9 protein-coding genes and 1 rRNA gene are annotated in these 11,958 nt (G+C 64.2%); 3 read left to right on the plus strand and 7 right to left on the minus strand.

Features of this window, described 5'->3' with window-relative positions; translation table 11 throughout:
* Positions 1–53 precede the first annotated feature (53 nt).
* The 4 genes from CR105_RS05535 to CR105_RS05550 form a co-directional block, all read right to left on the minus strand.
* Positions 54–1,733, minus strand: a complete 1,680-nt coding sequence (locus tag CR105_RS05535) for a long-chain-fatty-acid--CoA ligase (RefSeq protein ID WP_099787410.1) — start codon at positions 1,731–1,733, stop codon at positions 54–56.
* 88 nt (positions 1,734–1,821) lie between these two features.
* On the minus strand, positions 1,822–3,504 hold the full coding sequence (locus tag CR105_RS05540) for a long-chain-fatty-acid--CoA ligase (protein WP_099787411.1): 1,683 nt from the start codon (positions 3,502–3,504) through the stop codon (positions 1,822–1,824).
* 179 nt (positions 3,505–3,683) lie between these two features.
* Positions 3,684–4,763 carry an aminopeptidase gene (locus CR105_RS05545; RefSeq protein ID WP_099787412.1) on the minus strand — a complete coding sequence of 360 codons (1,080 nt, stop codon included), beginning with the start codon at positions 4,761–4,763 and terminating at the stop codon, positions 3,684–3,686.
* A complete protein-coding gene (locus CR105_RS05550) occupies positions 4,760–6,847 on the minus strand; it encodes a molybdopterin-containing oxidoreductase family protein (RefSeq protein ID WP_099787413.1) in 2,088 nt (695 codons plus the stop codon). Before CR105_RS05550 ends, CR105_RS05545 begins: the two co-directional genes overlap by 4 nt.
* A gap of 152 nt (positions 6,848–6,999) precedes the next feature.
* Here CR105_RS05550 and CR105_RS05555 point away from each other — a divergent pair, with 152 nt between their 5' ends.
* Positions 7,000–8,193: a M20 aminoacylase family protein gene (locus CR105_RS05555; protein WP_099787414.1), complete on the plus strand. Its 1,194-nt coding sequence runs from the start codon at positions 7,000–7,002 to the stop codon at positions 8,191–8,193.
* Here the strand turns inward: CR105_RS05555 and CR105_RS05560 are convergent.
* The gene (locus CR105_RS05560; RefSeq protein ID WP_099787415.1) at positions 8,190–9,089 is read right to left on the minus strand and encodes an NAD(P)-dependent oxidoreductase; all 900 of its coding nucleotides are present in this window, start codon (positions 9,087–9,089) and stop codon (positions 8,190–8,192) included. The genes CR105_RS05555 and CR105_RS05560 overlap by 4 nt on opposite strands.
* A 136-nt stretch (positions 9,090–9,225) precedes the next feature.
* Between CR105_RS05560 and CR105_RS05565 the strand changes: the two genes are divergently transcribed.
* Complete coding sequence (locus CR105_RS05565) at positions 9,226–9,771, plus strand: acyloxyacyl hydrolase (protein ID WP_099787472.1); 546 nt, start codon at positions 9,226–9,228, stop codon at positions 9,769–9,771.
* Between the two features lie 90 nt (positions 9,772–9,861).
* Positions 9,862–11,295 carry a DHA2 family efflux MFS transporter permease subunit gene (locus tag CR105_RS05570; RefSeq protein ID WP_099787416.1) on the plus strand — a complete coding sequence of 478 codons (1,434 nt, stop codon included), beginning with the start codon at positions 9,862–9,864 and terminating at the stop codon, positions 11,293–11,295.
* A 285-nt stretch (positions 11,296–11,580) separates the two neighbouring features.
* Here CR105_RS05570 and CR105_RS28220 read toward each other — a convergent pair whose 3' ends face one another.
* Together CR105_RS28220 and rrf are read right to left on the minus strand one after the other, a co-directional pair.
* A complete protein-coding gene (locus tag CR105_RS28220; protein WP_180288097.1) occupies positions 11,581–11,745 on the minus strand; it encodes a hypothetical protein in 165 nt (54 codons plus the stop codon).
* 95 nt (positions 11,746–11,840) lie between these two features.
* Positions 11,841–11,953 (minus strand): 5S ribosomal RNA (gene rrf, locus CR105_RS05580).
* Positions 11,954–11,958: the final 5 nt, after the last annotated feature.

Here is an 11,958-nt window from a genome sequence, read left to right on the forward strand (position 1 = left end):
CGCAAAACCGTCATGCTCGCCACTGGCGAACCTGACGGTTTTGAAGTTAGTGGTTACGCGGGCGTTGTATCGCGCAGTTCGCGGCGCAGGATCTTGCCGACATTGGTCTTCGGCAGATCGTCCCTGAACTCGATGTACTTCGGCTTCTTGTACGCCGTCAGCTGCTCCTTGCAGAACTCGAGCAGCTGCTCCTTGGTCAGGTCCGGATCCCTGCGCACCACGAACAGCTTGACCGCCTCGCCGGTATTGGCATCCGGTACGCCCACGCACGCGCATTCGAGCACGCCAGGGTGGCCGGAGATCACCGCTTCGATTTCGTTCGGGTAGACGTTAAAGCCCGACACCAGGATCATGTCCTTCTTGCGGTCGACAATGCGGGTGTTGCCGGCAGCGTCCATCACGCCGATGTCGCCGCTCTTGAAGAAGCCGTCGGGCGTCATCGACTTGAGCGTCTCGTCAGGCCGGTTCCAGTAGCCGGCCATGACCTGCGGCCCGCGGATCGACACCTCGCCGCGCTCGCCGAGCGCCACTTCCTTGCCATCGTCGTCGAGAATCTTGATCTCGGTCGACGGCAACGGCAGCCCGATGGTGCCGGAAAACTCGTGGATGTCGCAGCGGTTGGCGGTCGCCACCGGCGACGTCTCCGACAAGCCGTAGCCTTCGACGATCGGCGTGCCGGTCACCTTCAGCCACTTGTCGGCCACCACCTGCTGCACCGCCATGCCGCCGCCATTGCACACGCGGTAGCTGGAGAAATCGAGCTTGGCGAAGTCCGGATTGTTGAGCAGGCCGTTGTACAGCGTGTTCACGGCCGGGAAGATGTTGATGCGGTACTTGCCGAGCTCCTTGACGAAACCGGCCATGTCGCGGGGGTTCGGAATGAGCACGCTCATGCCGCCGACGCGAATGCCCATCAGCGCGCACACCGTCAGCGCGTAGATGTGATACAGCGGCAGAGCGCACATGAACTGCAGCTGCTGGCCTTTCGGCAGCGTGTCGATGGTCGGGCGGATCCAGGCCTCGTTCTGCAGCACGTTGGCGATCACGTTCCGGTGCAGCAGCACGGCGCCTTTCGACACGCCGGTGGTGCCGCCGGTGTACTGCAGGAAGGCGATGTCGTCGTGCCCGATGACGACCGGCGTCATCGTCATGCGCGCGCCCTCGGCCATCATGCGGTTGAACGGGATGGCGCCAGGCAGGGAATACGCCGGCACCAGCTTCTTCACCTTGCGCACCACCAGGTTGACGATCGTGCCCTTCAGAGCGCCGAGCATGTCGCCCATGCTGGCGACGATGACGTGCTTGACCATGGTCTTGGCGATCACGTGTTCGAGCGTGGTGGCGAAGTTTTCCAGCACCAGGATCGCTTCGGCGCCGGAGTCGATCAGCTGGTGCTGCAATTCGCGCGGGGTGTACAGCGGATTGACGTTGACGATAACGTAGCCGGCGCGCAGCGCGGCGGCCATCGCAACCGGATACTGCAGCACATTGGGCAGCATGATGGCCACGCGCGCGCCGGGCTTGAGGCCCTTCGACTGCAGCCAGGCGCCCATCTGCTGCGACATGCGGTCAAGCTGGCCGTAGGTGATCGACTTGTCCATGCAGACGAATGCGCGGCGCGCGGCGTAGGTGCGGAACGATTCTTCCATCAGGTGCGTCAGCGAGCGGTACTGCGTCCAGTCGATTTCCGCCGGCACGCCCGGTTGATACGACTTGAGCCAAAACTTGTCCATCACTTACCTCATCTGTGCAAATACTCTGTAAAAAATGAAAAACGCCCGGCGGCCGGGCGTCTTTGCTGGCAAACCGCCGATCCTTCCGCTACGCCGCCTGCTTCTCGTCGCGCAGCATGCGCCGCAAGATCTTGCCGACGTTCGTCTTCGGCAGCTCGGTGCGGAACTCGATGTACTTCGGCTTCTTGTAAGCGGTGAAGTGCTGCTTGCAGTAGTCCATCAACTGTTCCGCGGTCAGGGTCGGGTCCTTGCGCACGACGAAGACCTTGACCGCTTCGCCCGAGTTCTCGTCCGGTACGCCGATCACGGCGCATTCGAGCACGCCGGGATGGGCCGCGATCACGCCTTCGAGTTCGTTCGGATAGACGTTAAAGCCGGAGACCAGGATCATATCCTTCTTGCGGTCGACGATTTTAACGTATCCGTCGGCGTCCATGACGCCGACGTCGCCCGATTTGAAGAAACCGTCAGGTGTCATCACGTTGGCCGTTTCGTCCGGGCGGTTCCAGTAGCCAACCATCACTTGCGGGCCGCGGATGGCGATCTCGCCGCGTTCGCCGAGCGCCACCGGCACGCCGTCGTCATCGAGGATGGCGATGTCGGTCGACGGCACCGGCAGGCCGATATGGCCGGTGAACTCGGTCAGGTCGGCGCGGTTGCAGGTGGCCACCGGCGACGTCTCCGACAGGCCGTAGCCTTCGATGATGGACACGCCGGTCGCCGCGCGCCACTTGTCGTTGACGGTCTGCTGCACCGCCATGCCGCCGCCGTTGGCCATCTTCAGGGCCGAGAAATCGATGGTGCCGAAATCGGCGTGATTGAGCATCGCGTTGTACAGCGTGTTCACCGCCGGCAGCGAGTTGATCTTGTACTTGGTCAGCTCCTTGATGAAGCCGCCGATGTCGCGCGGGTTCGGGATCAGGATGTTGAGCGCGCCGATGCGCATGCCCCACATGGCGCACGCCGTCAGCGCGAAGATGTGATACAGCGGCAGCGCGCAGACGATGTTGAGCTGCTCGACGACCGGCGGCTTGGCCAGTGCCGGCTGCGACCAGGCTTCCGTTTGCAGCACGTTGGCGATGATGTTGCGGTGGGTAAGCGTGGCGCCCTTCGACACGCCGGTGGTGCCGCCCGTGTACTGCAAAAAGGCGATGTCGGACGACTGCGCCTCGACCGGTGTGAACGTCATGCGGCCGCCCTGCGCCAGCATGTCCTTGAAGCGCACCGCGTTCGGCAGCGAGTAGGCCGGCACCATCTTCTTGACGTTGCGGACGACGAAGTTGACGATCATGCCCTTGGCGCCGCCGAGCATCTCGCCCATGCTGGCGACGATGATGTGCTTGACCGGCGTTTTCGGCAGCACCTGTTCGAGCGTGGTGGCGAAGTTTTCCAGCACGATGATCGCTTCGCTGCCGGAGTCGGCCAGCTGGTGTTCCAGCTCGCGCGGGGTGTACAGCGGATTGACGTTGACGACCGTGTAGCCGGCGCGCAGGATCGCGGCGATGGCGATCGGATACTGCAGCACGTTGGGCATCATGACGGCGACGCGCGCGCCTTTTTTCATGCCGCGGCTTTGCAGCCAGGCGGCGGCCTTGCGCGAGTAGGAATCGAGTTCGCCATAGGTGAGGAACTTGTCCATGCAGACATAGGCGTTACGGTCGGCGAACTTGACAAACGATTCCTCCAGCAGCTGAACCAGCGAACGATACTGGTCCGGGTTGATTTCCGCCGGCACGCCGGCGGGGTAGGATTTCAGCCAAAATTTATCCATCTGGGTGCCTTCTGTCTCTATAGTTATCGTTATGGGCGCCGGTATCCGGAACCTGCATGGGTGTCTCCCCAACGATGCTATCGGGGCGGACGCTTCGACGCAAGGGTTTTGCTGCAATTGGAGCAACTATTCTAGATGGATATTATCGTGCGCTGCAGCATTGCCGCGACCAAAGGCCCCTACAGTCCCGCCATGGTGGCGCCGAGCGTCTTCAGGCGCCGGTGCCGTTCGCCGCGATCGAGGTCGGCGATGCGGCGCACCGCCTGGTAAAAGCCGCCGAAGCTGCGCTCGCGCGCCAGCAGCGCACGAAAGGCCGGCACGAAGTCGTTGTAGGTCGCGATCGACGCCAGATGGGCGTTCGACAGCGGCTCGGCGAAGAAGCGGTCATAGCCGGCGTAGCCGCCCCAGCTTTCCTTGAGCACCAGGTAGTCGTCCTGCAGCTGGCGGAACAGGCGCGCCTTGCCGGCGCGCTTGTCGGCGTCGCTGATGCTGGACGCATAATTGCGATCGAGCGCGCGGCGGCAATCGAGCAGCAGCTGCAGGAACTGCTGCTTGCGCGCCGTGTACCTGGCGTAGTTCTCGCGCATCGCCGCATTGCCGAATTTTTCCATCCAGTGTTCGACGCCGGCTTCTTCGACCGCGCTGGCAAACGACTCGTTGAACTGCGAGTCGCCGGCCACGTACACCACCTGGTGCGCCAGTTCGTGGAAGATCAGGCGCGCCAGTTCGGCGTCAGGATAGTTGATGAAGGTGGAGATCAACGGGTCGTTGAACCAGCCAAGCGTCGAATATGCCGACACGCCGCCGACCTGGACGTCGTGGCCCTGGGCGCGCAGCTGGCTGGCGTAGTCCTGGGCGTCGTCCTTGCCGTAATAGCCGCGATAGTTGACGCAGCCGGCCACCGGGAAGCACCACTGCAGCGGCGCCAGCGACAGCTCCGGCGTGGCGACGACGTTCCACACCACGTAGGGGCGCTTGAGCGCGGTGTAGTTCTTGTAGCTCTCGTTGTCGGGCAGGCCGAGGTGCTCGACCGCGTACTGGCGGATCTGGCGCGCGGAGGCCAGCCGCGTGCGCAGCTTCGGATTGGTGGCCGGGTCGGACAGCCAGTCGTCCACCGGGCGCGAGTCGGACAGCAGCGACAGCTGGCCGTGCGCAGCCTGCGAGTAGTAGTTGATGGTCGAGCAGCCGGCCAGCAGGCCGGCGGCCAGACCGGCCATCAGCACGCACTTGGTTCCCCGCGACAGTGCCAGGCGCTTCATGGTTGCACCGCCGTCGCTTTTTCGACCTGCACCAGGGTGTCGTAGAAGGTCGGTCCGCGTCCCATGTCGGTCAGGCGCTGGCCGGTGACTTCATTGGCGTTCTTGCCGTCGCTGGCGAGCTTTTTCCACCACACCGACAGGCCGACCACGAGGCCGGCGCGCGCCTTGGACGTGACGCGCGCCTTGGCCACGAAGGAACCGCGGTCGTTAAAGATGCGCACCATGTCGCCGTCGAGGATGCCGCGGTGGGCGCCGTCGGCGGGATGGATGTCGAGGTGCGGCTCGCCTTCGGCGCCGCGCAGGCTCTTGACGTTGACGAAGGTGGAGTTGAGGAAGTTGCGCGCCGGCGGCGAGATCATCGCCAGCGGATAGCGGCTGGCCAGCTCGGGGTTCGACGCGGCCGACTCATACGGCGGCGTATAGGTCGGCAGCGGATCGTGGCCGTCGGCCAGCATCGACGCCGAATAGAACTCGCACTTGCCCGACGGCGTGGCGAAGCCGCCGTCGGCGAACGGCGCATCGGGCATGTTCAGTTTTTGCCAGCCGCGCTGCTTGAGCGCTTCCCAGTCGAAGTGGATCGCGCGCGGGTGGCTCTTGTCGAACGCCTGGGCGGCCAGCTCGTCGTCGCTTTGCAGGAAGCACGGGTCGTCGTAGCCCATGCGCGCGGCCAGCAGGCGGAAGATCTCGGTGTTCGGCTTGGCCTCGCCCATCGGCGCGATCGCCGCGTTATTGGCCATCATGTACAGGTGGCCGTAGGCCAGGTGGGCGTCGACGTGTTCGAGCTGGGTGGTGGCCGGCAGCAGGATGTCGGCGTAGTCGGCGCTGTCGGTCTGGAAGTGCTCGAGCACGACGGTGAACAGGTCCTCGCGCAGGAAGCCGCGCATGACCCTGTCGGAATCGGGCGCGATCGCCAGCGGGTTGGCGTTGTAGACGATGACCGCTTCGATCTTCGGGCCGAACTCGGGCGAGGTGCCCTTCAGCAGGTCGTCGCCGATGGTGGTCATGTTGATGGTGCGCGAAGGCTGCTTTTGCAGGTCGGGGCGCTGCAGCGCGGTGCGGTTGGCCGGGAACGAACCGGAGGTCGACAGCTGGATGCCGCCGGCGGCGTGGCGCCAGGCGCCCACCAGCGCCGGCAGGCAGGCGATGGTGCGCACCGACATGCCGCCGCCGCGCACGCGCTGCACGCCGTAGTTGACGCGGATCGCCACCGGCTCGCCGCGGTGCGCGGCCTGGCCATATTCGCGCGCAAGGTTTATCACTTCGTCGACGCTGATGCCGCACGTTTCGGCCGCGCGCTCGGGCGGCCATTCGGCGGCGCGTTGCTTGAGCTGGTCGAAGCCGAGCGTGTGGCGCGCGATGTAGTCGGCATCGACCAGGTCCTCGGCGATCAGCACGTGCATCATGCCGAGGGCGAGCGCGGCGTCGGTGCCGGGCAGCAGGGCGATATGCTGATGGCATTTTTCGGCCGTCAGCGAGCGATACGGATCGATCGCGATCAGGCGCGCGCCGCGCCGCTTGGCTTCCTGCGCGCGGGTCCAGAAATGCAGGTTCGAGGCGATCGGATTGCCGCCCCAGATGATGATCAGCTTCGAGTCCTGGAACTGTTCGAGGTCGGTGCCGATCGAGGCGCCGATGGTGTAGCGGTAGCCGGTGGCGCCGGCCATCGCGCAGATGGTGCGGTCCAGTTGCGAGGCGCCGAGCTGGTTGAAAAAGCGCGCCGACATCGACTCGCCCTGCACCAGTCCCATGGTGCCGCAATAACTGTAAGGCAGCACCGCCTGCGGCGCGCGCGCGGCGATTTCGCCGAGGCGCTTCGCGATGGTGTCGATCGCCTCGTCCCAGCTGATGCGCTCGAACTTGCCCTCGCCTTTTTTGCCGACGCGGCGCATCGGGTGCAGCAGGCGTTCGGGGTGATAGGTGCGCTCGGCGTAGCGCGCGACCTTGGTGCACAGCACGCCGGCGGTAGTCGGGTGATCGGGATCGCCCTTCACTTCCGTGGCGACGCCGTCTTCCACGGTGATGAGCAAGGCGCAGGTGTCGGGGCAGTCGTGCGGGCAGGTGGCGCGCACTTGTTTGGTCGTCATCGAAGGGGCCAGAAACGAAGGAATGAAACCCCTACTTTAAACGATTTCCAGCGCAAAAGAGTGCCCGGCGTCACAAGCTGCTCGTCCAATGACGAGTAGGGCTACAATAGTTCTACAATGGCATTAGCAGTCATGCATTCCAGGAGATTAAGATGAACCTCGTTGAACCAATTATTGCGTTTCAATCGGAGCTGGAACAGATCCGGCGCGACCTGCACGCGCACCCGGAACTTTGTTATGAAGAGGAGCGCACCGCCGACGTGGTGGCGGCGCGCCTGACCGAATGGGGCATCCCGGTGGTGCGCGGCCTTGGCGTGACCGGCGTGGTCGGCATCATCAAGCACGGCACCTCGCCGCGCGCGATCGGGCTGCGCGCCGACATGGACGCGCTGCCGATGCATGAAGTAAACAGCTTCGCGCATGCGTCGCGCCACGCCGGCAAGATGCACGCCTGCGGCCACGACGGCCACACGGCGATGCTGCTCGGCGCCGCCCACCACCTGGCGACCAACCGCCACTTCGACGGCACCGTCTACCTGATCTTCCAGCCGGCCGAGGAAGGCGGCGCCGGCGCGCGCAAGATGATCGAGGATGGCCTGTTCGAGCAGTTTCCGATGGACGCGGTGTACGGCATGCACAACTGGCCGGGCATGGAGGCGGGCAGCTTTGGCGTGGTCGCCGGGCCGATGATGGCGTCGAGTAATGAGTTTCGCGTCGTCGTCAAGGGCAAGGGCGCGCACGCGGCCCAGCCGCACAGGGGCGTCGACCCGGTGATGGTGGCGGTGCAGATCGCGCAGAGTTGGCAGACGATTATCTCGCGCGAAAAAAGTCCGCTCGATACCGCGGTGCTGTCGATCACGCAGATCCATGCCGGCAGCGCCACCAACGTCATTCCCGACGAAGCGGTGATGATCGGCACGGTGCGCACGTTTACCACCGGAGTGCTGGACCTGATCGAACGCCGCATGGAGGAAATCGCCTCCCACACGGCGGCGGGATTTCGCGCCAGCGTCGAGTTCGGCTTCAAGCGCAACTATCCGCCGCTGGTGAACCACCCGGCGCAGACCGCGTTCGCCATCGAGGCGATGAAGGCGGTGGCCGGCGCGGGCAAGGTCGACACGAATGTCGAACCGACCATGGGCGCGGAGGATTTCGCCTTCATGCTGCAGGCCAAGCCGGGCTGCTACGTGTTCATCGGCAATGGCGAGGGCGCGCACCGCGAAGGCGGGCACGGCCTCGGGCCATGTCAGCTGCATAACGCCAGCTACGACTTCAACGACACACTGTTGCCGATCGGCGCCAGTTACTGGGTGCGCCTGGCAGAGATGAGCCTGCCCGTCGGCTAGGGTAGCTGGTCCGGCGCATCGCCCAGCCGGTGGCCCGGATTGACTTTTTCCAGCGCAAGCAGTGTGGCGCACTGGTCAGCCGCGGGATAGTCGTCGGCGATGGCGCTGTAGTGCTCGGTGACGAGGGCGGCTACCGGCAGCACCACGCCGGCGTCAGCGGCGGCCACCAGGACATTGCGCAAGTCCTTGAGTTGGCTTTTGACTTGCCCGCCTGGCATGAAGTTGCGGTCCAGCATACGCTGACCGTGCACCTCGAGGATGCGGCTCTCGGCAAAACCGCCGCGCAGCGCCGCGCGCACCGCGGCCGGATCGGCGCCGGCGGCCTGCGCCAGCAGCAGCGCCTCGGCGACGATGTCGAGCGTGCCGCCGACGATCAGTTGATTGCACAGCTTGGCGACCTGGCCGCTGCCGACCGGGCCGACCAGGGTCGGATTGCCCATCGCCTGCAAGACCGGCTCGGCGCGCGCAAAATCGTGCACGCTGGCGCCGGCCATGATAGCCAGCGAGCCGGCCTCGGCGCCGACGACGCCGCCGGACACGGGCGCGTCGACGAAGCTGACGCCGCGCGCTTGCAGGCGCTGATCGAAGTCAAGCGCTTCGCCCTGCTGGGTCGAACTCATGTCGATCCACAAGGCGCCGGCTGTCAGGGACGGCAGCGCGGCGTCGATGACGGCGGCGACGGCGGCGCCCGATTCGAGCATCGAGATGACGATGTCGACGCCTGCCACGGCAATGGCCAGTTCCGGCTGCGGCGCGGCGCCCACGGCGCGCAGCGCTTCGGCCCTGGCGGCGGTGCGGTTCCACGCGCGCACCGAAAAGCCGGCGCGGGCCAGGCGCGACGCCATCGGTTTGCCCATCAGGCCGATGCCGAGAAAGGCGATGGTCGGTGGTGTCATGGCGAGCTCCTTTGATCGATTCGTTTTGTGCTCCGATTGTAACGTGGCGGCGACAGCGCCGATTTTCGAACCCGGTACAATGCCTTGTGCTTGATGAAATTACACTTTTTGATGAAAGCGGAATATGTTCTTGAATATGAAATTTTTGAAGCCGGTCGTGGCCCTTGGCGCCCTGCTGGCGTTGCCGGTCGCATTCGCGGCGGCGCCGTCGTTCGACTCGGCCGCGGTGGAAGTGGGCTCCGGCGCCAAGGTGCAGATGGTGCGTATCAGCGCGCAGTCGAACTGGGATCGCAAGTGGTTCGTGTCGAACAACTACCATCTTTCGGGCTACTGGGATGCCAACCTGGCGCAATGGCGCGGCAGCCAGTATCAGAACCGCAGCGGCGAGCACCAGAACATCACGGTGATCGGCCTGACCCCGGTGTTTCGCTACGAGCGCGCCGACAAGTTGGGCTGGTTCGGTGAAGCCGGCATTGGCGTCAGCCTGTTTTCTCACCTGTATGACAACGACGACAACCGGCTGTCGACGGCCTTCCAGTTCGCCGACCACATTGGCGCGGGCTATGTGCTTCCCAACAAGTGGGAGCTGAGCGCACGCATTCAGCATTACTCGAATGGCGGCTTCAAGAAGCCTAACAGCGGCGTTAACTTTTTGGTGCTGAAAGCGGCTTACCGCTTCTGACCGGGGGTGTCCGGTTGACTTCGCCGTCATCTGATTTATGTGACAATCGGATTCGGCGCACCTGTTGCGCGCTGTGACGCAAGAGGACCGATGACCGATACCGCCATCAAGAAGTACCTGCCGTGGGTGGTGGCCACCGCGCTGTTCATGGAACAGCTCGATGCCACCATCGTCAACACCGCCATTCCCAGCATCGCGGCCAGCCTGCATGTGACGCCGCTGAGCCTGAAGTCGGTCGTTACCAGTTACATCCTCAGCCTGGCCGTCGGCATTCCCATCAGCGGCTGGATGGCCGACCGCTACGGCACCCGCCGCGTGTTCGGCATCGCCATCGCCATCTTCACCTTCGCTTCCGTGCTGTGCGGCCTCGCGCAAAGCGTGCCGATGATGACGGCTGCGCGCTTGCTGCAGGGGATTGGCGGCGCAATGATGATGCCGGTCGGCCGGCTCGCCATCATCCGCACTTTCCCCAAGGCAGAGTTGCTCGGCGCGATGAACTTCGTCATCATCCCGGCGCTGATTGGACCGCTGCTGGGGCCGACTGTCGGCGGGCTGATCGTGCACTGGGTGTCGTGGCGCGCCATCTTCTTTGTCAACGTGCCGGTCGGACTGGTTGCCATGTACCTGGTGTTCCGTTACATGCCGGACTATCGCGGCACCGAGCGGCGCCCGCTCGACGTCGTCGGCTTCATCCTGTTTAGCTGCGGCACGGCGCTGCTTTCCTGGCTGCTGGAAATTTTCGGCGAGCATACCCTCGAGCCCAGTACCGCCGCCTTCATGCTGGTGGTGTCGATCGCGTTGCTGGTCGCATACGGCTGGCACGCGAGCGGGATCGAGTTTCCCTTGCTGCGCCTGGCGCTGCTGCGCATCCGTACTTTCCGGGTCGCCGTGCTGGGCGGCTTCGTCACGCGCCTCGGCGTCGGCGGGCTGCCGTTCCTGCTGCCCTTGCTGTATCAGATCGGACTGGGGCTGCCGGCGTGGAAGTCGGGCCTGCTGATGATGCCGACGGCGCTGGCGGCGATGGGCATGAAGCTTGTCTCTCAGCGCTTGCTGGCGCGCTTTGGTTATCGCCAGATCCTGACCGTCAACACGGTGTTTATCGGCATCACGATCGGCCTGTTTGCGCTGGTCAAGCCGGGCTCGTCGCTGACGCTGATCGTCATGCTTGGGCTGATGCAGGGATTTTTCAATTCGCTGCAGTTTTCCAGCATGAACACGCTCGCGTTTGCGGACGTGTCGCCGGGGGACTCGAGCATGGCGAGCACCATCTCGAGTTCGTTCCAGCAGTTGTCGATGAGTTTTGGCCTGGCGGCCGGCACCCTGGTGGCGGGCTGGTTCCTCGGCGATATTCCGCAGACCAACCGCGGTATGGTGACGACCGCGCTGCACAGCGCCTTCGTCGCGCTGTCGGTAGTGACGATCCTGTCGTCGCTGGCGTTCTGGGGCTTGCGGCGCGAGGACGGCGAGAGCATCAGCAAAGGCACCAAGGTGGCGCCGCCGGAGGAAGCGCCGGTGGCGACCTAAGTCGGCGCTGACGCCGTTTTAGCGATTCGGCATACGACTTGGTGCGGTCCTTCAGCATCGGATCCTGCACTTCGATGCCGTCCGGCAGATCATCGGGGAAGAACGGCAAGCTTTGATCAGGTGCCCAGTTCGATGAGCCGGCGGTGCTCGGGCCAGGCCACGCTCGGATCGCATACGGCGCGGCGCCAGGATCGGCATCGGCGACGTGCGGATTGCCGCCGAAATTGGAAAAGCGCACCGTTGCTTTTACCGGCGCCTGGGCCGGCTGAGAGTGCACCGCCTTCGTCACCTGCGCGGCATCACGGTCGGGGCGAAAGCTACCAGGCCGTTGGCGTGATTCGCACGTGCATGATGCTGCTGCCCGAAAACGCGGTTCAGCGCATCCACCAATTCAGTGGCGGAGGCCGACTGAGCACGCACATCTCCAATGCCGAGGAATACGGCAAACATCAGCAGAGATCCGTGCACTATCTTTAACGCCATTTGCGCTTTTCTCCGGACGAAAAAAAACCCAGCATCTCTGCTAGGTTTTTCTCTTATAACTAGCCTGACGATAACCTACTTTCACACTGGTTGCAGCACTATCATCGGCGTAATATCGTTTCACGGTCCTGTTCGGGATGGGAAGGGGTGGTACCGATTTACTATGGTCATCAGGCATAA

It is taken from the genome of Massilia eurypsychrophila, from assembly GCF_002760655.1.
In the GTDB taxonomy this organism is placed as follows: Bacteria; Pseudomonadota; Gammaproteobacteria; order Burkholderiales; family Burkholderiaceae_D; genus JAFCUW01.